Origin of the sequence: Embleya sp. NPDC020630 (assembly GCF_044334985.1) — a bacterium.
Classification (GTDB): domain Bacteria; phylum Actinomycetota; class Actinomycetes; order Streptomycetales; family Streptomycetaceae; genus Embleya.
This window is the reverse complement of record NZ_JBIRUB010000002.1, coordinates 812,628-834,797: the sequence shown is the minus strand read 5'-3', so window position 1 is coordinate 834,797 and position 22,170 is coordinate 812,628. Positions and strand designations below refer to the sequence as shown.

Sequence of the window (22,170 nt, the reverse complement as noted above, 5' to 3'; positions counted from 1 at the left end):
CCCCGGACCGAGGCGAAGGGGTCGCTCGGCCCGGCTCGGACCGAGGCGAAAAGGGTCGCTCGGCGCCACCCGAACCACGCCCCTCGCCACACCCGCGCACACGGCGGCCCCTCTGCGGCGGCGTGACCGGCCTGCCCCGCACGACACGCCCGCCAACAGCACTTGCACCCAAGGCGGCGCACACCCCACCTCCCGCACGCCCCCACACCCCGGCACCGGCGCACAAACAACCAACACCCCGGGCGGCGCGCTGGTAGTGGGGGTGGGCTCGGGGGTGGGGCGCGTCGGGGGCTTCGTCGTGGGCCGTGTCGGAGTGTGGTGGGTGGGTCCTGCGGGACGGCGACGGGTCGCCGGTGGGGTGATTCATGTCCGGGGCGGCGTTCTCGGGCGCGCGCTCGTCGGTCACGGGTATGGCACACCTCCTCGATCGGACCTCCTCCCCTCACGGTGATGATCACTGCGGCCCCAGGTCAAGCACCGCCACGGCGACGCCACCCCTTCGAGGTGCGATCGACGAGTTCGCGGGCCGCCAGCACGTCGAGTCGGCGGCGCGTGGCGGCCGGCGCCGATCCCGCCTCGTGCGCGATCGCGGCCGTGGACAGCGCGCCGCGCCACGGCACCACATCCAGGATCCGGCGGATCTCGGGCGGCAGATCGTCCCCCGGACGACTCGGGCCGGCCAGGACCGGCGCGAGGTCGTCGCCGATCGCCCCGACCTGCTCGATCACCTCGGCCGCCCGGGTCACCAGGACCGACCCCGGCTCGCGCAGCAGCACGTGTACGCCCGCCGAACTCGGCGAGCCGATCGGCCCCGGCACCCCCATCACCTGGCGGCCGAGCAGCGCGGCCCGCCGGGCACTGATCAGCGCACCGCTGCACAGCGCCGCCTCGACCACCACGGTGCCCCGGGTCAGTGCCGCGATGACCCGATTGCGCTCGATGAAGCGGTAGCGGGTCGGATGCGCGCCCGGCGGCAGCTCGGTGACCAGCACACCCTCCTCGGCGATCCGGGCCAGCAGCCGCTCGTGCCCACGCGGATAGTTCACGTCGATGCCACACGCCAGCACGGCAACGGTGGACCCGCGCACCGCGAGCGCCCCCCGGTGCGCGGCCCCGTCCACCCCGTACGCGCCACCGGAGACGACCGTCCAGCCCGCCTCGGCCAGCTCGGCCGCGAGCGCCCCCGCGACGTGCGCGCCGTAGTCGGTGCAGGCTCGCGCGCCCACCACCGCCACCGACCGCAGCGCGGCGAGCCGCAGCGGGGTCGCGCCGCGCGTCCACAGCCCCAGCGGCCGGGCGTCCCCGAGGTCGTCGAGCTGGGTGGGCCACCCCGGATCGCCGGGAACCACAAAGCTCCCACCCACCTCGGCGAGCCGAGCCGAGTCCTCGTCGGGATCACACGCCCCCAGCCGAACCCGATACCCCGCCGGATCCCGCCGGGCCAACTCCCCCGGCAACGCCCCGTGCCCCCGCAGATCCCGCAACAATCGAGCGGCCCCATACACCCGCACGGCCCGCCCGAACACCGCGTCCCCGGGCTCCACCAGCCGACTCAACACCGCCCGAGCCGCCCGCTCCCCCACCACATCCCGCTCGGGAAAGTCCCCATCCCCCCATGGCAACGACTCCACCCCGCCCACCCCCACGCCTTCCGTCCCCCGACACCGCCGCCGGGCCCAACAAAACCGCGCTCCCCGCCAAAAGACCGCCACCCGCTCGGGTGCCGACCACGTGCGTTACCGGGCCCGGCGCGGGGCGTTGACGCGCTCACCCCGGGCCACCCCTTCGCAACTCCCACCCACCCCACGGTGGCCACCACCGACCTTCCGCCCCGCACACCGCCCCGCCACCACCCCCCGCACACGAGGCCGCCGGCCAGAGGGGCGAGCGCGGGTAGGCGGGCCCGGTCGGGGCCTGCGGTGCGGGTGAACCCCGGGGCAAGGCAACGGCGACGCCCCGGACGTGTGGTGACGGCGGGCCCACATCCGACGCTGTCGGACGTACGTGGTGACGCAGTGACGCGCGCAGTGGTCCGCTCACCCCGGACCACCCCGCCGCAACTCCCACCCACCCCACGGGCCCGCTCCCCGGCCTTCCACATCCGGACGCCCGCACCACCCCCAGCCACCACGCGAGGCCGCAAGCGGCCTGCCGGGTCGGCGGTGCCTCATCTCTCGAACCCGTCGTCGTCCGCCGTGTCGCCTCGGATCACTCCCGTGCGCAGTTCGAGGGCCGTGTCCACGTCGGAGCGGGTGGGGCGGGGGTGGGCGTGCAGGTCGGCCAGGGTCCAGGCGACGCGGAGGACTCGGTCGAGCCCCCGGGCGGTCAGGAAGCCGCGCTCCATGTCGCGCGCCGCCCGGTCGAGGGCGTCGCCGTCGACCGTCCACCGCGTGCGCAGCTCGCGCCCCGGCACCTCGGCGTTGACCGTCCACCCCGTGCCGGCCAGCCTCCGCGCGGCCCGCTCCCGGGCCGCCAGCACCCGTGCGGCCACCACCTCCGACCGCTCCCCCGCCGCCTCCGGGGCGAACAACTCGGCGCGGGAGACCGTATCCACCGTGACCCGCACGTCGATCCGGTCCATCAGCGGCCCGGACAGCCGGGCCAGGTACTTGTGCCGCATCAGCGACGAGCACGTGCAGTCCAGCCCCCGTCCGGAGAACCGCCCGCATGGGCAGGGGTTGGCCGCCATCACGAGCAGGAACCGGGCGGGGAAGCACAACATCCCCCCGCTGCGCGCCACGGTGACCGTGCCGGACTCCAGCGGCTGGCGCAGCGCGTCCAGCACCCGCCCGCTGAATTCCGGGCTCTCGTCCAGGAACAACACGCCCCGATGGGCCAGCGAGACCGCGCCCGGGCGTGGGAGGCCGTTGCCGCCGCCGACGATCGCGGGCATCGTCGCGCTGTGGTGCGGCGCGCAGAACGGCGGCGTGGTCACCAGCGGCAGATCGGGGCGCAGCGTGCCCGCGATCGAGTGCACCGCGCTGACTTCGAGCGAGGCCGGTCCGTCCAGCGCCGGCAGGATCCCGGGCAGCCGCTCGGCCAGCATGGTCTTGCCCGCGCCCGGACTGCCGAGCAGGAACAGGTGGTGCCCGCCCGCGGCGCACACCTCCAGGGCCCTGCGGGCCCGGCCCTGACCGGCCACGTCGGCCAGATCGGCCGGCGCCGACCCGGCCGGCGGGCCCGCCGTCAAAGCGCCGACCACGGCCAACGGATCGGGGCCCAGACCGATGTCGCGCACCGCCTCCGGCTCGGCCGGCGCCGGCTCCCCGCGCAGCCTCGCCAGCAGGTGCCGCAGCGAGGTCACCCCCCACACGGCGACGCCCGGCACCAACTCGGCCTCGCCGGCCGCCACGGAGGGCACCACCACCCGGACGCACCCGGCCGCCGCGGCGGCCATCACCGCCGGCAACACCCCGCGCACCGGCCGCAGCCGCCCGTCCAGGCCCAGCTCGCCGATCATCACCAGGTCCTCGATCGCGCGCGGGTCCAGCACGCCCGCCGCGGCCAGCATCGCGGCCGCGATCGGCAGATCGAAGCCCGATCCGGTCTTGGGCACCGTCGCCGGCGACAACCCCACCGTCAGCCTGCGCTGCGGCCACTCCTCGCCGCTGTTGACCACCGCCGCCCGGACCCGCTCCTTGGACTCCACCAGGGTCCGATCCGGCAGACCCACGAGGGTGAACGTGGTCACCCCCGGCTCCAGGTCGGCCTGCACCTCGACCACGACGCCGTCCACCCCGACCAGGGTGACCGACCGGGTGCGCGCGAAGCCCATGCTCAGCACACCCCCCGGACGTGCTCGACCCCGGCCGCCCCACGCACCGCCGCGACCACCGCGACCAAATCGATCCGCACCTCGCGCCCCGGCGGCCCGGCAAGCGGGTTCGCCGCCCGCCAGCGCTCGGCCAGCACCCGTAGCCGGGCGGCCTTGACCGGGCCGATCGCCTCCAGCGGGTGCTCGAACCCGCCCGCGCGCCGGGTCTTGACCTCGCACACCACCAGGACCGGCCCATCGCGCGCGACGATGTCGATCTCGCCGTCCCGACAGCGCCAATTGCGCGCCAAGACGGCCATGCCCGCCTCGGTCAGATAGCGCGCCGCGACCCGCTCGCCGTAGCGCCCCACCGCGCCGTTCCGGGACTGCCGGGCCGGGCCGCCCCGACCCTCCCTGCCACCCGCATCGGTCCGCACAACGACCACCTCCGGGCTCGACGCTGCCGGAGCCGGAGGTGGTCGTGTGTCGGCCCACCGTGACCTGTGGACAAACCGGTCGTTGTGGATACCGCCCTTGCGGGCGGGCGGAGTCCGCTCAGCCGCCGAACCCTTCGTTGCCCGCGGGCATCTCGAATTCGCTCTTGGTCAGTTCCTCGACGTTGACGTCCTTGAACGTAAGAACCCGGACATTCTTAACGAATCGCGCGGGTCGATACATGTCCCACACCCACGCGTCCGCCATGGACAACTCGAAGAAGACCTCCCCGTCGGCCGACCTCACGTGCAGCTCGTACTGGTTGGTGAGGTAGAAGCGCCTTTCCGTCTCGATGACGTACTTGAAGAGACCCACGACGTCGCGGTACTCGCGGTAGAGCTGCAGCTCCATCTCGGTCTCGTACTTTTCGAGATCTTCCGCACTCATGCGCGCCCCTCGCTCCTGCGCTTCGCTGACGCCTCCCATTGTGTACCGGCGACCCTCGCGCCCACCGGCGCACCATGGCACAACCGTCCGGGACACCCCCGGCGGCCCGGATCGACCGGCCGTCGACCCGCCGGCACCGCGGCGCTCAGCCGTTCCACCACTCGAACGGCTCGTCGATCAGCTCGCCGGCCAGGAACCTCGGCAGCAGCTCGGGCAGCCGGCCCGGGTAGAACCGCGCCGGCGCCGCCCGGATCTCGTCCACCGGCCACCACACCGCCTCCTGGTACTCGGCCAACTCGTCCGCGGTCCACAACGAACGGTCCTCGCAGACCGCGGGCGCCCGCTCGGCGACCCGGACCAGGACCACGAACTCGTGTTGCACCCGCCGATGCCCCGGCCGCACCCACGTCACACTCCGCCGCCAGGTCGGCGGCCCCACCTCGGCGGGCTCGATCCGCAGGCCGGTCTCCTCCCGGATCTCCCGAACGGCCGCGTCCACATAGGTCTCCCCGGGGTCCAGGCCGCCGCCCGGCAGGTCGTACCAGTCGGACGGATCGGATTCGGGGACCCGGGTGCGAAACAGCAGCACCCGGTCGTCGGGGTCGAGAATCACCACGCGCACGGCGCGTCGTTCCAGGTCGGGAGCCAGGTCGGCGGGATAGTCCGGCACCGGCTCCGGTACGTCTCCGGGCCATGACACGGGTTGAGTCGTCATCCCCGGATTGTGCCCCGAGCCGCGAACGGCCGGGTCGCGCGGGAGGGGATTCCCGAGCGCCCGGCCGGATGCGAGAGGTCGGCCGTCAGGCCGGCGGCGCCGCCGAGGGCGGGCGCGTGGCCGTACGCTCCTCGGGCCCGCCGCGCCGCCTGCGCCGCCACCACACCAGCGGCACCGCCCCGATCAGCCCGGCCGCCATCGGGGTGCCGCCGATCACGTCGAGCCCGAGGCCCGGCTGGTCGAAGGTGCCCGGCACGCCGAGGCCGTGGATCCGGTTCAGCGGCCACACCACGGTGAACGCGCGGCCGATCACCTGGTCCTTGTCCACCGTCCCGTTGAACGGCTGGTCCATGTGATAGCGCGAGTCGGACGAGTTGTCCCGGTTGTCGCCCATCAGCCAGATCCGGCCCTTGGGCACGGTCACGTCGAACACCTTCGTCGACGGGGCCACGCCCTTCTTCAGGTACGAACTCTCGTCCAACGGCTTGCCGTTGACCATGAGCCGGCCCTGCGCGTCGCAACACTGCACCCGGTCGCCGCCGACCCCGATCACCCGCTTGATCAGGTCCTTCTCGTCGGCGGACGGCATCAGGCCGACCCAGGACATGCCCTTTTGCAGCCCGCGCACCACCGCGTTGTCGGACTGCTTCGGCGCCTCCTGGAGCCAGTTGCCCGGGTCGTGGAAGACCACGACCTGCCCGCGCTCCGGCTCCGCGCCGAACCAGGGCGAAAACTTGTTCACCAGGACCCGGTCGCCGACCTTGATGGTGTTCTCCATCGACTCCGACGGAATCGAGAAGGCCTGCACGAGGAAGGTCTTGATGAGCAGCGCCAGGACCACCGCGATCACCAGAAGCAGCGGCAGTTCCTTCCAGAACGACCCCTTCTTCTTGCGCCGTTCGCCCGAGGCCGAGGCGCCCTCGTCGGTGCCCGCGCCCTCCGGCTCACCGACACCCTCCGGCTCGCCGGAGCCGCCCGATCCCCCGGAGTCGCCCGGACCACCGGGACCGCCGGGGCCGTCCGCGTCCGACGGTCCGCCCGCACCCGGCCCACCGGTCGCGGGGGTCGGCGCCACCGGCGGAAAGATCGGCGCCGCGTCGGCGGCGGCCCCGTTCTTCGGATGTTTCACCAGATCGGGTGACTGCCGGGGCTCGTCCCCGCTCGTTGGTTGGGTCGGTGGCGCTCCGGGATCGTGCGGCGCGTCGGTCGGGTGCCGCTCGTGCGGCTCCCGCCCACGATCGTCGTCTCCACCAGCGGATCGCGCTCCGATCACGACTTCCCCCACGGCGCCTCCTCGTACCCGTGCAGGCCACACGGCATCCGGTCGGGGCTGTCCACCGGCTGCCCACAGCTCTGTCTTGATGATTTCCGACCCGTGCCGCGCACGTCGCCGGGTCGATGTCGACCCCACGGGGCCGGCATGCGCCGGCGCGAGCGTACACGTCGGCGTAGCAGGACCAGCGGAACCGCACCCACCATTCCCATAACGACCGGGGTGGGCGGGAGAATCGCAACCGACAGGGCTTTGTTCCCGAATGTGTCCGGAACCGGCAGCCGATGCGCGCGACCGAACGGCCAGGCCACCAGGACGGCCCGCCCGACCACATCGTCCACCGGGATCGTGCCCTGATAGGGCCGATCCATATGTGCCCGCGAGTCGGCCGAGTCGCCGCGATGGTCGCCCATCACCCACAGCCGCCCTTTGGGCACGGTCACACTGAAGCGCTTCTCCGAGGGCGCATTGCCCTTGTACAGGTAGGGCTCGTCCAGCGGAACACCGTTGACGGTGATTCGCCCGGACGGGTCACAGCAGGCCACCGTGTCGCCGCCGACCCCGATCACCCGCTTGATCAGGTCCTGTTCGTCGTCCGAGGGCAACATGCCCACGAACACGAGTCCCTGCTTGAACTGCTTGAGGCCGGGCGGCGGATCGTCCGTCTTCTTCTTGCCCAGCCAGCCGCCCGGATCCTTGAAGACGACCACTTGGCCGCGCTCGGGGGTCCACCCGAACCACGGCGAGAACTTGTCCACCAGGACCCGGTCGCCGACGTCGATGGTGTGCTCCATCGATCCCGACGGGATGTAGAACGCCTGTACCAGAAACGTCTTGATCAGCAGCGCCAGGGCGAGCGCGATCACCGCGAGCATCGGCAGTTCGCGCCACAGCGGCACCACCTTGTCCTTGCGCCGCGAACGCCTGCCCCGACGCCGGCGCGCGGGAGCGGGGGTCGGCGCCTCGACCGACGGCGCCGCACGGACCGGTTCGGCCTCGCCGAGCGCCACCGCGCCCGCGACCTCCGGGGTCGGGAGCGGACCGGCCGCACCCTCGGGGTGGGCACTCGGCCGCGCGGGCACCGGATCGGCGGCCCGGGCGCCCTTGGGCTTGCCGCGTTTACCCACGGCGGTCGAAGTCCGACCGATCGAACGTCTTCGGCCGATCCGCGCCCTGGATCCGCCCGAACGGCCAGATGATCCACTGCGCGCGCCCGATCACCCTGCTCTCCGGCACCATGCCGCCGCCGGGGTCGCCCAGGTGGTCGCGCGAGTCGGCCGAGTTGCTGCGATGGTCGCCCATGACCCAGAGCTTTCCCTTGGGCACCTCGGCCTCGAACGGAAAGTCGGAGGGCTTGTCGCCCGGATGCAGGTAGTCGCCCTCGTCCAGCGGCACCCCGTTGACGGTGACCCGACCCTGCGGGTCGCAACACTTGACCACGTCGCCGCCGATCCCGATGACGCGCTTCACGAAGTCGTTGTCGTCGGGGTTGGTGAAGCCGAACACCCCGCCGAGCTTGCGCAGCGCGCCGGTCACCGGGTCGGGCGAGCCGCCCTCGGGGGTGAACGAGCCGCGCCCGTCGAAGACGATCATGTCGCCGCGGTGGATGTCCCCGTACTTGTAGGCGAGTTTGTTCACCAGGACCCGATCGCCGACCTCCAGCGTGTTCTCCATCGAACCGCTGGGGATCACGAACGGCTGGGCGACCCACGAGTTCACCACCAGGACGACGACCATCGCGATCGCGACCAGGAGCGGGAGTTCGACCCACGCGGGCATCCGCCGCCGACGCGGCGCCTCGGGAGCGCCCTCGACCTCGGGACCCGACTCGGCCTCGGAATCGGCGTCGGCGTCGGCGTCGGCGTCGGCGCCACCATCAAGGTCGCCGTCGGACTCGGTCCCGGCAACAACGTCAGTCCCGGACGCGGTCGCGGCCTCGGCGGTCACAGTCTCGGCCCCGGATGCCGTCGCGGTCCCGGGCTCGGGTGCCGTCTCGACCGTCGCACCCGCCCCGTCCTCGGGGGTGTCGGCCTTCTCCGGACCCTTCGACGGCACATCGACACTCGCCTCGGCGGCCGAGCAGACACCCGCGCCGCCGCCCGTGCCCGCCGTCGAATCCTTTGCGAAATCAGGGGACTTCGGCGCCACCGGCACCACCGGCACCGTCCCGAGCGCCCCGTCGAGCCCGCCCCCGTGACCGTTCCCGCCCGACGCCCGTCCCAGGACACGCGAAGGCCGCGCCTCCACGACCTCGGTGGACGAGGTACCGGCGGATTCCTCCGCCGTGGAGGCACGGCCTCTGCTCTGCTCTGCGTCGTCCATCACGAACGAGCCTAGCGTCCGGGTCGGCTCGCCATGGGCGAGGCACCCCGGGTGTGGCGCACGGGTCAGCGCGTCGGACGGTCCGAGCGCTTCTCCTTGATCTTCGCGGCCTTGCCGCGCAGGTCACGCATGTAGTAGAGCTTCGCGCGACGCACGGCGCCGCGGGTGACCAGCTCGATCTTCTCGATCACCGGGGTGTGCACCGGGAAGGTGCGCTCCACGCCGACGCCGTAGCTGACCTTGCGGACCGTGAAGGTCTCGCGGACGCCGTCGCCCTGGCGACGCAGCACGAAGCCCTGGAAGACCTGGACGCGGGACTTGTTGCCTTCGATGACGCGCACGTGCACCTTGAGGGTGTCACCGGGGCGGAAGTCCGGGACGTCGTCCCGCAGGGATGCGGCATCGATGTGGTCGAGCTTGTTCATCTCGCGTCGCTTTCTCGGGGGTGCCACAGGTCACCCACGGGGATTCGTGGTTACGAAAGGGGGGTCGCCGGTCCCGAATGGCGCTCCCCCTGTGGCAGGGGTGCCGTCCGGCTCCCGGGGAACCCGGTCCGGATCGGGACATGGCAACAGCGTCTCAGTCTGCCACAGGTGGGTCGGCCCGATGAAACCGGCCGTCCCGCTCGACCCAGCCCAGCTCGGCGAGCAGCGCCCGGTCCTTCTTGTCCACCGCCGCGGGATCGATCCGGCCGATCAGATCGGGCCGGTGCGCCGAGGTCCGGCGCAGCGCCTCGTCCCGCCGCCAGCGGGCGATCGCGCCGTGGTTCCCGGACACCGTGATCGGCGGCACCTCGCGCCCGCGCCACTCGGCGGGCTTGGTATATACCGGCCCCTCCAGGAGGTTGGCCATCGCGCCCGGCGCGAACGAGTCGTCCCGGTGCGATTCCGCGTTGCCCAGCACTCCCGGGAGCAGCCGCGCCACCGCCTCGACGATGACCAGCACGGCCACCTCGCCGCCCGCGAGCACGTAGTCGCCGATGGACACCTCGTCCACCCGCATCCGGGTCGCCGCCTCGTCCAGGACCCGCCGGTCGATGCCCTCGTACCGGGCGGGCGCGAACAGCAGCCACGGCTCCTCGGCCAGTTCGACCGCGAGGTCCTGGGTGAACGGCCGGCCCGACGGCGTGGGCACGATCATCCGGGGCACCGGGGCCGCCGCGCTCTCGCCCTGCTCCAGCACGGCGTCCAGCGCGAGCCCCCACGGCTCGGGCTTCATCACCATGCCGGGACCGCCGCCGTACGGGGTGTCGTCGACGGTCTTGTGCACGTCGTATGTCCAGTCCCGGAGCTGGTGCAGGTGTACGTCCAACAGGCCCTTGGCGCACGCCTTGCCGACCAGCGAGACGTCCAGCGGGGCCAGGTATTCGGGAAAGATGGTGACGACGTCGATCCTCACGACGGGTCCTCGGACGTGTCGCCCCGCGCCGGGTCCGGCACCGCGAGCACCGCGTCCTCCGCGTCGAGCAGGCCCGGCGGCGGGGTGATCACCGCGCGCTGGTTCTCCAGGTCGATCTCGGGGACGATCTGCTGCACGAACGGGATCATCACCTCGCGCCCGTCCGCCCGGCGGACCATGAGCAGGTCCTGCGAGGGCAGGTGGGCCACCTCGGTGATCTCGCCGACCGCCTCGCCGTCGGCGGTGACCACATCCAGGCCGATCAGCTGGTGGTCGTAGAACTCCTCGGGGTCCTCGGGGAGTTCGTCCGGGTCGATCTCGGCGATCAGCAGCGTGTTGCGCAGCGCCTCGGCGCCGCTGCGGGTGGTCACGCCCTCGATGCTCAGCAGCAGTCGACCGCTGTGCACCCGACCGTCGGCGATGGTCAGCGGACCGACCGACGGCGGGTCGGTCATCAGCACCGCTCCGGGCGCGAGCCGCAGTTCGGGCTCGTCGGTACGGACCTCGACGGTCACCTGGCCCTTGATGCCGTGTGCCTTGCCGATACGGCCGACCACAAGCTGCACCTGCGACTCCTCAATCTCTGCCTGGAAACCCTGAAAACCGACCGGACCCGACGGTCCGACCGCCGAGCACCGGAAATGCCAAGAAGCTGCCCGGCGGATATGACTCCGCCGGGCAGCTCCCGGTTGGACGTGATGTCCGGGTACGTCAGCGAACCTGGTCGACGTCGACGAGGTCGACGCGGACTCCCCGGCCGCCGAGCGCGGTCACGACGGTACGCAGCGCACGCGCGGTGCGGCCACCTCGCCCGATGACCTTCCCGAGGTCTTCGGGGTGGACCCGGACCTCGAGAATGCGGCCGCGGCGAAGATTACGCGCCCGTACCTTGACCTCGTCCGGATGCTCGACGATGCCCTTGACCAAGTGTTCGAGGGCTTCCTCGAGCACGGTCAGCCCTCGTTAGCGGCGGTCTCGGCGGCGGCTTCGCCCTCGGCGGCCGGAGTCTCGGTCTCGGCGGCGGCCTCGACCTTCTTCTCCTTCTTGGCCTTCGGCGTGGTGGCGCCGTCCTTGGGCTCGTCCATCGCCTCGCGGGCGGCGGCCTCGAAGAGCGACTTCTTGTCGGCCTTCTCCGCGGCGACCAGGAGCGGGGCCGGAGCCGGCTCGCCCTTGTACTTCTGCCAGTCGCCGGTCAGCTTGAGGATGTGCGCGACGGGCTCGGTCGGCTGCGCGCCGACGCCCAGCCAGTAGAGCGCACGCTCGGAGTCGACCTCGATACGCGAGGGGTTCTCCATCGGGTGGTAGATACCGATCTCCTCGATCGCCCGACCGTCACGCTTGGTGCGGGCGTCGGCGACGACGATGCGGTAGTGGGGCGAACGGATCTTGCCCAGGCGCTTCAGCTTGATCTTGACTGCCACGAGAGTGGTGTCTCCTGCATCTTGACGTGGGTGAACAGCCGGCGTTCACGTGGGGACATGAGGCTCGGCTGATCGTGGACACGGTAAGCATGCGGAGAGAGGGTCCGGCAATGCCCCGGGTACTCAGCTCGCCATTCTGCCAGACTTCCGGGCGCCGACCAAAGCCGGGGCGAGGACCGGGGGAAAACCCGGGTGGTCGAGCCTCGCGCGGCTTTTAGAATGCAGGTCGCACGCCCTTCCCCCTAGTCGTTAGGTCGCCACGGTCTCATGCGTTGGTCCGAACTGTACGTACCCACTCTCCGTCAGGACCCCGCCGACGCCGACGCGGTCAGCCACCGTCTGCTCGTGCGCGCGGGCTACATCCGGCAGCTGATGGCCGGCCACTACTCGCTGCTGCCGCTCGCGGTGCGGGTGCGCGCGAAGGTCGTGCACATCATCCGCGAGGAGATGGACCGGATCGGCGCGCAGGAGATGATCCTGCCGACGATGCATCCGGCCGAGATCTGGCAGAAGAGCGGTCGCTGGGAGGTCATGGGCGACGAGATGTTCCGGCTCAAGGACCGCAAGGGCACCGACCTGGCGCTTGGCATGACGCACGAGGAGATCTTCACGACCCTCGCGCTCGAACTCAGCTCCTACCGCGACCTGCCGCAGACCTGGTACCAGTTCCAGACCAAGTTCCGGGACGAGCCGAGGCCCAAGAGCGGCCTGATCCGGGTGCGCGAGTTCACCATGAAGGACTCGTACAGCTTCGACCTGGACGCCGAGGGGCTGGACCGTTCGTTCGAGGCGCACCGGCAGGCGTACGTCCGCATCTTCCAGCGGCTGAACATCCCCGCGATCGCGGTGCAGGCGTCCAGCGGCACCATGGGCGGCAGCGGCTCGACCGAGTTCATGTGCCCGTCGGCGGCCGGCGAGGACCTCGTCGTGCACTGTCCGAACTGCGGCTACGCGGCCAACGTGGAGAAGGCCACGTCCACGCTCGCGGCGATCGAGGACGGCCCGGGGCTCGACGCGCCGGAGCGGTTCGACACCCCCGGCGTCAAGACCATCGAGAACCTGACCAGGGCACACGGCGTCGCGGCCGACCGGCAGATCAAGACGCTGGTCTACATGGTCGGCGGGCAGCTCACGCTGGCCCTGCTGCGCGGGGATCACGCGCTGGTCGAGCAGAAGCTGATCGACACCACCGGCTCCAACGACGTGCGCCCGGCCACGCCGGACGAGATCAAGGCCGCGCTCGGCGCGTACCCGGGCAGCCTGGGCGCGGTAGGCGTGACCGACCTGCCGATCCTGGCCGACGAGGCGCTGCGGGGCCGTCGGGACATGGTCACCGGCGCCAACGTGGACAAGGTGCACGTGCGCGGCGTGGACGTCGAGCGGGACATCACGGTGGGTCGCTGGGTGGACCTGCGCGAGGTGGTGGCCGGCGAGCCGTGCCCGAAGTGCGGCACCGGCCTGGAGGTCGAGCAGACGGTCGAGATCGGCCACATCTTCAAGCTCGGCGACAAGTACACCAATGTGCTCGGGGTGAACGTGCTCGGCGCGGACGGCGAGCGGATCACCCCGGTCATGGGCAGCTACGGCATCGGTGTCGAGCGCGCGATGGCCGCGATGGTCGAGACGCACCACGACAAGAACGGCATCGTGTGGCCGGTCGCGGTGGCGCCGTTCGAGGTCGCGGTCGCGCTGCTCGACGTCGACGACGAGAAGTCGCGCACGACCGCCGAGGAGATCTACGCGGAACTGGGGCGGCAGCGGGTGGACACGATCCTGGACGACCGCGCCGAGCGCCCCGGGGTGAAGTTCAAGGACATCGAGCTGGTCGGCATCCCGTTCCGGGTGACGGTCGGCGCCCGCAGCCTGGCCGAGGGCAACGTGGAGATCGTCTCGCGCGCGAGCGGCGAGAAGGCCCTGGTCCCGGTCGCCGAGGCGGTCGAGTACGTGCGCAAGCTGGTCCTCGACGCGAGCTGACCCCCTCGCGTAAGGCCTGGGCGCCCCCGCCGAACACACTCGGCGGGGGCGCTCGTCGTGCGGGGGTCAGCGCAGCGTCAACTCGGTGGGCCTGCGCGGCTGGAGCGGGTCGAACAGGTCGAGCAGGGCCGCCGCCTCCGCCGCACCGCCCCGGATCGCCCGGGCGTCCCCGCCGGCCAGCGCGCCGCGCAGATCGGTCCGGCCCAGATGCAGCGACTCCACGGTCTCGCGCGGCAGTTCGAGGACCACGGCGGCGTCCGCCGGGATCTCCCGCAGGAAGCGGGCCACACCGCGATGGATGTGCAGCGCCACCTCCTCCTCGCCGTGCACACCGCCGAGCACCCGCCAGCCGAGCACGGTGTCCACCTCAAGCGCCTCCTCCGCGCGCAGCCGGGTGGTGTACAGCTCGATCAGCCAGGCCGCCGGGATCCGGGCGACCAGGTCCCTGGGCGCGAAGACCGCAGCGAAGTTGATCAGTGGCAGGATCGGCTGGATCCGGTCCTCCAGCTCGTCCGCGCTGGTCAGGTACCAGTTGCGCCAGTTGACGTTGAGCTGGGCGTAGCCGAGTCGGCGAAACGCGGCGGCCTTGACCGCCCGCGCGTCCGTGTCCTCGCGGTCGATCCGGGTCAGGTGCGTGGCCAGCTCGGCCGCCCACTGGTACTCGCCCGTCTCGTATGCCTCGGTCGCCGCGCCGAGCACCCGCTCCCGGCCGCCCATCAGCGCCACCGTCCGGCGCGCGTGCTCGGCCCGGGGCAGCGGATCCAGGTCCACCGGATCGCCGCCGAACCAGCCGAGGTAGCCGAAGAAGATCTGCCGCACGGTGTGCTTGACGGTGCCGTAGTACTCCCGCGCGTACGGCGCGTACGAGGCCAGGTGTTCGGGCAGCTCGATCGTCTCGGCCAACTCGTCGGGGGTCAGCCCCTCGTTCATCCGGCGCACGGTCTGGTCGTGGATGTACTGGATGCAGTCCCGCTCCACGGCCAGCACCTCAGCGACCCGGTCCGCCCCGGACACCGGTTGGCCGTGGCTGGGGATCAGGTGCGCGGCCCCGTGTGCGCGCAGCGCGTCGATGCTGCGCACCCACTGCATCGGGTCGCGGTAGCGGCACCCGCGCAGGGTGTGGATGTTGGGCAGGGTCGGTCCCTGGATGGTGTCGCCGCACAGCAGCACGTCGCTGTCCGGCAGGTACACGCTGATCGCGTCGTCGGTCTCGCCGGGGTTGTGGAACAGCCGCAGCCGCACCCCCGCGACCTCGGTCTCCAGCGCGTCCCCCACCAGCACGGTGGGCATCACGAACGACGGCGTGCCCACCCCGGCGTGCGGACCGACCGCGTCGTTGACGCCCTCGGTGTCCGAGGGGCCGAGGAGGTTGCCGAGCGAGTACACCGAGCGCAGGCCCATGATGTGCAGCGTGGGCCCGGACTGGTCGGTGAGCGCGGCCAGGAAGGTCCGGTGCGCGTACACGTCCACGTCGGGCGTCGCGGCCCAGTGGCTCAGTCCGTTCACATGGTCGGGGTGGTGGTGGGTGACCACCACGGCCCGCACCGGGGCCCGGGGGTCGCGCAGTTGCGGTCGCAGTTCGGCCTCGATCACCGCGGCCAGGTCCGCCCCGCTGCCGGTGTCGACCACCACCAGTCCCTCGGGGCCCTCGATCACCGCGGCGTTGGCCGAGGACCAGCCCACGGCGACGTGCACGTGTCCCGCCACGGTGTATACGCGCTTGGCGAAGTGCGCGGTGTGCGCGGCGAGTTCTGGATGAACGGCAGGCTCGACCTCGTACGTCATGGGCGGGCAGCCTGCCATGTCCGGCCCTACGAGGGAAGAATGGTCTTCTCCGCGCCCGGCCACTCCTCGGCGGTCAGCGCGAAGCGCTCGTGGTCGCGCCAGGCGTCGTTGAGGAACAACATGCGCGGGGTGAAGCCCTCGTAGCGAAAGCCCATCCGGCGCGCGAGCGCGATCGAGGCGTCGTTGCCGGGCTGCACGTTGATCTCCAGGCGGTGCAGCGCGAGGCCGTCGGCGGCGAACACCCGATCGATCACCAGGGCCAGCGCCTCGGTCATCCGCCCGGTGCCCGCGTAGGGCGTGTAGGCGTCGTAGCCGAGCGTCGCGTTGCAAAAGCGCGCCCGCACGATGTTCGAGACGTTGATCCGGCCGGCCAGGCCGCGCTCGGCGAGGTCGATCACCAAAAACGTGCGGAAGGTGTCGCCCTGGCGGCGGATCAGGTCCGGCAGGTCGTTCGGGTCGGCCGGGTTCCAGTGGGAGATGTGCTCGGAGCGGCGGATCGCCTCGGCGGAGGCTGCCGCGTCGGCCGCGGTCGGCGGTCGCACGCCCACCCGGCACCCGGGCACGGTGTACAGGTCCATGGCCCCCGTCATCTCCATCCTCGCCTCGTCGTCCGAGCGGGTCGAGACGGCACCTCGTGGGTGTGCCGCGACGTGGTGCCCCCACGTCGCGGTCCCCGCCCGCCTGTTGTACCCCGCCGCTACTTCTGCCCCGGGGGCAGGAAGTTCTTGAACTCGTCGGGCAGTTCGAAGTCGGCCGCGCCGCCGCCCGCGCCGTTTCCGGCCGGCAGCCCGAACGGGTTGGCGGCGCGCTCCTCGCGCCGGGCCGCCTCGGCCGCCGCCTCCTGCTTGCGCTTCATCGGGTTGCCCGACTGGCGCTTGCCCTTGGCCTGCTTGGGCGCCTTGCCCTTCTTCTTGCCGGCGCCGCCCATGCCCGGGATGCCGGGCATCCCCGGCATGCCGCCGCCCTTGGCCATCTGGCCCATCATCTTGCGGGCCTCGACGAACCGCTCGATCAGGTTGTTGACCGCGTTGACCTCGGTGCCGGCGCCCTTGGCGATGCGCGCCCGGCGCGAGCCGTTGAGGATCTTCACGTCGGCCCGCTCGGCCGGTGTCATCGACTTGATGATCGCCGCGACCCGGTCCAGGTCGCGGTCGTCGATGTTGTCGATCTGGTCCTTCATCGCGCCCATGCCGGGCAGCATGCCGAGCAGCTTCGAGATCGAGCCGAGCTTCTTGACCTGCTCCATCTGCTGGAGGAAGTCCTCCAGGGTGAAGTTGTTGCCGCCGCCGTGCAGCTTCTCCGCGGCCTTGAGCGCGAGGTCCTGGTCGTACTTGGCCTCGGCGATCTCGATCAGGCTGAGCATGTCGCCCATGCCCAGGATGCGCGAGGCCATCCGGTCGGGGTGGAACGCGTCGAAGTCCTCGAGCTTTTCCCCGCTGGAGGCGAACATGACCTGCCGGCCGGTCACCGAGGCGACCGACAGGGCCGCGCCACCGCGCGCGTCGCCGTCGAGCTTGGAGAGCACCACGCCGTCGAAGCCGACGCCGTCGAGGAACGCCTGCGCGGTGACCACCGCGTCCTGGCCGATCATCGCGTCGACGACGAACAGGATCTCGTCCGGCTTGACCGCGTCGCGGATGTCGGCGGCCTGCTGCATCATCTCGGCGTCGATGCCGAGCCGGCCGGCGGTGTCGACGACGACCACGTCGTACTGCTTGGTCTTGGCGAACTCGATCGAGTCGCGGGCCACCTTGACCGGGTCGCCCACGCCGTTGCCGGGCTCGGGCGCGTAGACCGCGACGCCCGCGCGCTCGGCGACCACGGAGAGCTGGTTGACCGCGTTCGGGCGCTGGAGGTCGCAGGCGACCAGGAGCGGCTGGTGCTTCTGCGCCTTGAGCCACTTGCCCAGCTTGCCCGCGAGCGTGGTCTTGCCCGCGCCCTGGAGGCCGGCGAGCATGATCACCGTGGGGCCGGTCTTGGCGAAGCGCAGCCGGCGGGTCTCGCCGCCGAGGATCCCGACCAGTTCCTCGTTGACGATCTTGACGATCTGCTGGGCCGGGTTGAGCGCGCCCGACACCTCGGCGCCGCGGGCGCGTTCCTTGACCCGGGCGATGAACTCGCGAACCACCGGGAGCGCCACGTCGGCCTCGAGGAGGGCGACCCGAATCTCGCGGGCGGTGGCGTCGATGTCGGCTTCGGAGAGCCGCCCCTTGCCGCGAAGGTTCTTGAAGGTCGCTGCGAGGCGGTCGGAGAGAGTGTCGAACACGTCGGCAGAGGTCCTTCGTCAGATACGGGTGGTGTCGGGCCCAGCCTAACCGCCCACCGAGCGGTCGTGACGGGGGCACGCGTCCCGGTTCCGCCGGCGGCGGGCCCGACCGGTCACGGCGCCAGCGCCTTCTCCAGGGTCCTGGCCAGGCCGCGGGCCTCGGCGGCGGTCAGGGGCGCGCCGTCGGGAGCGACCACGTAGAAGGCGTCCACCGCGTCCGCGCCGTGGGTGCCCACCCGGGCCTGCCGGACGCTGACGTGCGCGTCCGCGAGGGTTTGGCCGATGCGGTGCAGCAGGCCGGGGCTGTCGGGCGCGCGTACCTCCAGGACCGTCGCGGTCGCGGACGCGTCGGGGATCACCTCGACCCGGGCGGGGGCGCGCGGGGCGCCGCGCCGGGGCGGGTAGGCGGCCTCGCGTTTGGCCAGCCGGGCGGCCACGTCGAGGCCGCCGTCCAGGGCCTTGCGCAAGTCCTCGCGCAGCGCCGCCGGGTCGGGCAGCCGGCCGAACTCGGTCTCCACCGTCCATATCGTGACGCCGAGCGCGTCGACCACGTCGATCGCGGCCGAGCGCACGGTGAGCCGGTGCAGCGCGAGCACGCCCGCCGCCAGCGCCAGCAGGCCGACCCGGTCGGCGGCGGCGATGGTCACCTCGGCGCCGAACGGCAGCGGCTCCAGGCGCACCACCGGCAGGTCGCCGGACACCTCGGCGAGCACGATGCGCTCGGCCGGCAGCGCGAGCGCCGCCGGCGCGGGGCGGCCGGCGAACACCGCCCTGGTCCGGGCGACGAGGTCCCGGACCAGGGCGTCCCGCCAGTCGCTCCACGCGGCGGGTCCGGTGGCGGCGGCGTCGGCCTCGGTGAGCGCGTGGAGCAGTTCGAGGGTTTCCACGCTGCCCACCGCCTCGGCGAACGCCGCCACGGTGGTCGGGTCGTCCAGGTCGCGCCGGGTCGCGGTGTCCACCAGGAGCAGGTGTCGGCGCACCAGCGTGCCGATCACGTCCACGTCGTCCTTGGCGAAGCCCATCCGCGTGGCCGCCTCGCGCGCGATCACCTCGCCGCTGACGCTGTGGTCGCCGGGCCAGCCCTTGCCGATGTCGTGCAGCAGCGCGGCGACCAGGAGCAGGTCGGGCCGGGCCACCCGGCGGGTGTGCGCGGCGGCCTCGACCGCGGTCTCGATCAGGTGCCGGTCGACGGTGAAGCGGTGGACGGCGTTGCGCTGCGGCCGGCAGCGCACCCGCTCCCAGTCCGGCAACAACCGGGTGATCAGCCGCCGCGATTCCAGCGCCTCCCACACCGGCAGCACGTCGCGCCCGGCGCCGATCAGCGCCACGAACGCCTCGCGCGCGTCGGCCGGCCACGGATCGCTCGGCGGCGGGCACTCGTTCGCCAGCCGGTCCACGGTGTGCCGCGACAGGGGCAATCCGGCCCGGGCCGCGGCGGCCGCGGCGCGCAGCAGCAGGACCGGATCCCGGGCGGGCCGGGCGGCCTGGGCGAGCACCACCTCGCCGGCGTGCTCGACCACGCCCTCGGCCAGCGGCGTACGGGCGGACGCTCCGTTCGCGCGGGGCTGCGCCCACCGCAACCGGCGCAGCCCCGCGCCCGCCTCGCGCGCGGCCAGCACCCGGGAGACCTCGCGCCAGGTCACGTCGCCGGCGTAGGCCAGCGCCCGGGCCGCCTCGGAGACCCGGCGAAGCAGGGTGTCCGCGTCGAGCAGGCCGAGCCGGCGGGCCACCGCGTCCTGTTCCTGGAGCAGCAGCCGGTCCGCGCCGCGCCCGGTGACCAGGTGCAGCGCGTCGCGCACGTCGAGCAAGGTGGCGCGGGCGGCGTCCACCTCCTCGTGCGGGGCGTCCGCGATCCAGGAGGCGGAGATCGCACGCAGGGCGGTGGCGTCGCGCAGACCGCCGCGAGCCTCCTTGAGGTCGGGTTCGAGCAGGAAGGCGACCTCGCCGTGGCGTTCCGCGCGCTCGCGGCCGGCCCGGTGCAGTTCGGGCAGCCGCTTGACCGCTGCGGCGCGCCACGCGGTGAACATCGACGTGCGCAGCGCGGCGGTCGGCTCGGGGTCGCCGGCGATGTGCCGGATGTCGAGCAGGCCGGTCTGGACCCGCAGGTCGTCGGCGGCGGCCCGGCGGGCCTCGTCGGGGGTGCGCACCGAGTGGTCGAGGGCGATGCCCGCGTCCCAGACCGGGTACCAGATCGCCTCGGCGAGTTCGGCGACGCCGGCGCGGCCGTCGTGCAGCAGGACCACGTCGAGGTCGCTGCCCGGGGACAGCTCCCGGCGGCCGTAGCCGCCGACGGCGACCAGGGCCACGCCTCGCGGCGGGGCGCCGGCGGCGGTGAACAATTCGGTCAGCCAGCGGTCGGTCAGCGCGCAGAGCGCCTGTCGGCGGGCGGCGCCGGCGGGCCCGGCCGGATCGGCCAGGAGGTCGTCCCGGGCCCGGGTGTAGCGCGAGCCGGCGGTCGGTTCCATGGTGACTGCTCCCTCGTTCACGGGCATCGGCGCGCGCCGCGCGCTCGACCCGAAAAGGCCGATGGCCGGACCCGTCCCCGAACACGCGCTTCGGGGCGGGACCGGCCATCGGGTCCTACAGGGCTTCCGCGCCGCGTTCGCCGGTGCGGACCCGGACCACGCTGTCCACGGGGACGATCCAGGCCTTGCCGTCGCCGATCTTGCCGGTGCGGGCGGCCTTGACCAGGACTTCGAGCAGTTCCTCGGCGTCCTCGTCGTCGGCGAGCACCTCGATGCGGACCTTGGGCACGAGGTCGACCTGGTACTCGGCGCCCCGGTAGACCTCGGTGTGGCCGCGCTGCCGGCCGTAGCCGCTCGCCTCGGTCACGGTGAGGCCGTGCACGCCGAACGCCTGGAGGGCGTTCTTGACGTCGTCGAGCCGGTGCGGCTTGATCACCGCCGTGATGAGCTTCACGCATCCACCTTCGTGTCGGCGGGTGCCGCGGCACCCGCGCCCGTAGCGGTGCCGATGCCCGCCGTCGGTCGGGTGGAACCGCCGAGAGCGGCGAAGTCGTACCCGGTCTCGGCGTGCTCGACCCGGTCGATGCCGGCCACCTCGTCGTCCTCGGACACCCGGAAGCCGATGGTCTTGTGAATGACCGTGCCCAGGATGTACGTGACCACGAAGGAGTAACCGAGGACGGCACCGACGCCGATCAGCTGCTTGCCCAACTGGTCGAAGCCCCCACCGTAGAACAGGCCCTTCGCGTCGCTCTGGACGTGACCGGTGGCCAGCAGGCCGGGGGCGAGCGAGCCGATGATGCCGCCGACCAGGTGCACGCCGACCACGTCGAGCGAATCGTCGTAGCCGAGCCGGTACTTCAGGCCCACCGCCCACGCGCAGACCGCGCCCGCGACCACGCCGAGCGCGATCGAGCCGAGCGGGCTGAGCGCGCCGCACGCGGGGGTGATCGCGACCAGGCCGGCCACCGCGCCGGAGGCGGCGCCGAGGGTGGTCAGGTGTCCGTCGCGGATCTTCTCCAGGAACAGCCAGCCGAGCATCGCCGCGGCGGTGGCGATCTGGGTGTTGATCAGGGCCCGTCCGGTGACGCCGTCGGCGGCCAGCCAGGAGCCGGCGTTGAAGCCGAACCAGCCGAACCACAGCAGCCCGGCGCCGATCATCACCAGCGGCAGGTTGTGCGGGCGCATCGGGTCGCGCTTGAAGCCGACCCGCTTGCCGATCACCAGGACCAGGGCCAGTGCCGCGATGCCCGCGTTGATGTGCACGGCGGTGCCGCCGGCGAAGTCGATCACGCCCTTCTCGAACAACCAGCCGTCCGCGGCCCAGACCCAGTGCGCGACGGGGAAGTAGACCAGGGTGACCCAGAACGCGACGAACAGGGCCCAGGCGGTGAACTTGGTGCGGTCCGCGACGGCGCCGCTGATCAGCGCGGGGGTGATGATCGCGAACATCAGCTGGAAGGCCGCGAACACCGTGACCGGGATCGTGTAGCCGTCCCACAGTTCCGCGACTCCGATGTCGCGCATGCCGTACCAGTCCAGGTTGCCCACAAGGCCGCCGAAGGCGTCCGTGGAGAACGTCATGGAAAACCCGTAGAGCACCCACAGCACCGTCACGACAGCCAGGCAGATGAAGCTCATCATCAACATGTTCAGGACGCTCTTCACGCGGACCATGCCGCCGTAGAAGAACGCCAGCCCGGGCGTCATGAGCATCACCAGTGCGGCGCTCAGGAGTACGAATGCGGTGTTACCCGTGTCCATACTCTGCCTCTCTTCTCCGTGGCCCCGGCCGACCTCCGGGAGCTCATGGGAAGGAGCTTCGGGGTGTGAGGTTTCACGCCGTGGCGCCCCGTGTTTCGCCGACGTGACGCTTGCCGCACGAGTGTTTCGGGCGGATGAACGTCCGCTCACG

Annotated in this window: 20 protein-coding genes; 1 reads left to right on the top strand and 19 read right to left on the bottom strand. The window is 72.2% G+C overall.

Annotated elements, in window-relative coordinates; genetic code table 11:
• Positions 1–470 precede the first annotated feature (470 nt).
• From dprA to rpsP, 13 genes are all read right to left on the bottom strand, one after another.
• Positions 471–1,631 carry a DNA-processing protein DprA gene (dprA, locus tag ACH4XV_RS09825; protein WP_395788100.1) on the bottom strand — a complete coding sequence of 387 codons (1,161 nt, stop codon included), beginning with the start codon at positions 1,629–1,631 and terminating at the stop codon, positions 471–473.
• A gap of 536 nt (positions 1,632–2,167) precedes the next feature.
• Positions 2,168–3,775 (bottom strand): YifB family Mg chelatase-like AAA ATPase, encoded by a 1,608-nt coding sequence (locus ACH4XV_RS09820; protein ID WP_395788098.1) that lies wholly within the window; start codon positions 3,773–3,775, stop codon positions 2,168–2,170.
• A gap of 2 nt (positions 3,776–3,777) precedes the next feature.
• The gene (locus ACH4XV_RS09815) at positions 3,778–4,191 is read right to left on the bottom strand and encodes a YraN family protein (RefSeq protein WP_395788096.1); all 414 of its coding nucleotides are present in this window, start codon (positions 4,189–4,191) and stop codon (positions 3,778–3,780) included.
• Positions 4,192–4,309: 118 nt separating this feature from the next.
• Complete coding sequence (locus ACH4XV_RS09810) at positions 4,310–4,636, bottom strand: DUF2469 domain-containing protein (RefSeq protein ID WP_078979196.1); 327 nt, start codon at positions 4,634–4,636, stop codon at positions 4,310–4,312.
• Between the two features lie 145 nt (positions 4,637–4,781).
• Positions 4,782–5,351, bottom strand: coding sequence for an NUDIX hydrolase (locus tag ACH4XV_RS09805; protein WP_380036300.1), 570 nt, complete (start codon positions 5,349–5,351; stop codon positions 4,782–4,784).
• An 85-nt stretch (positions 5,352–5,436) separates the two neighbouring features.
• A complete protein-coding gene (lepB, locus tag ACH4XV_RS09800; RefSeq protein WP_395788094.1) occupies positions 5,437–6,480 on the bottom strand; it encodes a signal peptidase I in 1,044 nt (347 codons plus the stop codon).
• 140 nt (positions 6,481–6,620) lie between these two features.
• Complete coding sequence (gene lepB / locus ACH4XV_RS09795) at positions 6,621–7,751, bottom strand: signal peptidase I (protein WP_395788092.1); 1,131 nt, start codon at positions 7,749–7,751, stop codon at positions 6,621–6,623.
• Positions 7,744–8,946 carry a signal peptidase I gene (gene lepB / locus ACH4XV_RS09790; RefSeq protein WP_395788090.1) on the bottom strand — a complete coding sequence of 401 codons (1,203 nt, stop codon included), beginning with the start codon at positions 8,944–8,946 and terminating at the stop codon, positions 7,744–7,746. The genes lepB (ACH4XV_RS09795) and lepB (ACH4XV_RS09790) overlap by 8 nt, the downstream gene beginning before the upstream one ends.
• Positions 8,947–9,011: 65 nt before the next feature.
• Entirely contained in the window at positions 9,012–9,371 is a 360-nt protein-coding gene (gene rplS / locus ACH4XV_RS09785) for a 50S ribosomal protein L19 (RefSeq protein ID WP_078975236.1), read from the bottom strand.
• A gap of 154 nt (positions 9,372–9,525) precedes the next feature.
• Entirely contained in the window at positions 9,526–10,344 is an 819-nt protein-coding gene (gene trmD / locus ACH4XV_RS09780; RefSeq protein WP_379995290.1) for a tRNA (guanosine(37)-N1)-methyltransferase TrmD, read from the bottom strand.
• On the bottom strand, positions 10,341–10,910 hold the full coding sequence (rimM, locus tag ACH4XV_RS09775; protein WP_395788088.1) for a ribosome maturation factor RimM: 570 nt from the start codon (positions 10,908–10,910) through the stop codon (positions 10,341–10,343). The genes trmD and rimM overlap by 4 nt, the downstream gene beginning before the upstream one ends.
• A gap of 145 nt (positions 10,911–11,055) precedes the next feature.
• A complete protein-coding gene (locus ACH4XV_RS09770) occupies positions 11,056–11,295 on the bottom strand; it encodes an RNA-binding protein (RefSeq protein ID WP_020553237.1) in 240 nt (79 codons plus the stop codon).
• A gap of 2 nt (positions 11,296–11,297) precedes the next feature.
• Complete coding sequence (rpsP, locus tag ACH4XV_RS09765; RefSeq protein ID WP_078975239.1) at positions 11,298–11,765, bottom strand: 30S ribosomal protein S16; 468 nt, start codon at positions 11,763–11,765, stop codon at positions 11,298–11,300.
• A 267-nt stretch (positions 11,766–12,032) separates the two neighbouring features.
• Here rpsP and ACH4XV_RS09760 point away from each other — a divergent pair, with 267 nt between their 5' ends.
• On the top strand, positions 12,033–13,739 hold the full coding sequence (locus ACH4XV_RS09760; RefSeq protein ID WP_395788086.1) for a proline--tRNA ligase: 1,707 nt from the start codon (positions 12,033–12,035) through the stop codon (positions 13,737–13,739).
• 66 nt (positions 13,740–13,805) lie between these two features.
• Here ACH4XV_RS09760 and ACH4XV_RS09755 read toward each other — a convergent pair whose 3' ends face one another.
• From ACH4XV_RS09755 to ACH4XV_RS09730, 6 genes are all read right to left on the bottom strand, one after another.
• Positions 13,806–15,524 (bottom strand): alkyl sulfatase dimerization domain-containing protein, encoded by a 1,719-nt coding sequence (locus ACH4XV_RS09755; RefSeq protein ID WP_395788084.1) that lies wholly within the window; start codon positions 15,522–15,524, stop codon positions 13,806–13,808.
• 26 nt (positions 15,525–15,550) lie between these two features.
• A complete protein-coding gene (locus ACH4XV_RS09750) occupies positions 15,551–16,114 on the bottom strand; it encodes a GNAT family N-acetyltransferase (protein WP_395788082.1) in 564 nt (187 codons plus the stop codon).
• Between the two features lie 107 nt (positions 16,115–16,221).
• Complete coding sequence (ffh, locus tag ACH4XV_RS09745; protein ID WP_395788080.1) at positions 16,222–17,790, bottom strand: signal recognition particle protein; 1,569 nt, start codon at positions 17,788–17,790, stop codon at positions 16,222–16,224.
• Positions 17,791–17,903: 113 nt separating this feature from the next.
• The gene (locus tag ACH4XV_RS09740) at positions 17,904–20,255 is read right to left on the bottom strand and encodes a [protein-PII] uridylyltransferase (RefSeq protein ID WP_395788078.1); all 2,352 of its coding nucleotides are present in this window, start codon (positions 20,253–20,255) and stop codon (positions 17,904–17,906) included.
• A gap of 115 nt (positions 20,256–20,370) precedes the next feature.
• Complete coding sequence (locus tag ACH4XV_RS09735; RefSeq protein WP_395788076.1) at positions 20,371–20,709, bottom strand: P-II family nitrogen regulator; 339 nt, start codon at positions 20,707–20,709, stop codon at positions 20,371–20,373.
• Positions 20,706–22,019, bottom strand: coding sequence for an ammonium transporter (locus ACH4XV_RS09730; protein WP_395788074.1), 1,314 nt, complete (start codon positions 22,017–22,019; stop codon positions 20,706–20,708). The genes ACH4XV_RS09735 and ACH4XV_RS09730 overlap by 4 nt, the downstream gene beginning before the upstream one ends.
• Between the last annotated feature and the right edge of the window lie 151 nt (positions 22,020–22,170).

Coding starts and splice junctions, on each gene's coding strand:
- ACH4XV_RS09820 (WP_395788098.1), bottom strand. CDS start 3,775: ATGGGCTTCGCGCGCACCCGGTCGGTCACCCTGGTCGGGGTGGACGGC.
- ACH4XV_RS09810 (WP_078979196.1), bottom strand. CDS start 4,636: ATGAGTGCGGAAGATCTCGAAAAGTACGAGACCGAGATGGAGCTGCAG.
- ACH4XV_RS09805 (WP_380036300.1), bottom strand. CDS start 5,351: ATGACGACTCAACCCGTGTCATGGCCCGGAGACGTACCGGAGCCGGTG.
- lepB (WP_395788090.1), bottom strand. CDS start 8,946: ATGGACGACGCAGAGCAGAGCAGAGGCCGTGCCTCCACGGCGGAGGAA.
- rplS (WP_078975236.1), bottom strand. CDS start 9,371: ATGAACAAGCTCGACCACATCGATGCCGCATCCCTGCGGGACGACGTC.
- ACH4XV_RS09760 (WP_395788086.1), top strand. CDS start 12,033: ATGCGTTGGTCCGAACTGTACGTACCCACTCTCCGTCAGGACCCCGCC.
- ACH4XV_RS09755 (WP_395788084.1), bottom strand. CDS start 15,524: ATGACGTACGAGGTCGAGCCTGCCGTTCATCCAGAACTCGCCGCGCAC.
- ACH4XV_RS09750 (WP_395788082.1), bottom strand. CDS start 16,114: ATGACGGGGGCCATGGACCTGTACACCGTGCCCGGGTGCCGGGTGGGC.
- ACH4XV_RS09740 (WP_395788078.1), bottom strand. CDS start 20,255: ATGGAACCGACCGCCGGCTCGCGCTACACCCGGGCCCGGGACGACCTC.
- ACH4XV_RS09730 (WP_395788074.1), bottom strand. CDS start 22,019: ATGGACACGGGTAACACCGCATTCGTACTCCTGAGCGCCGCACTGGTG.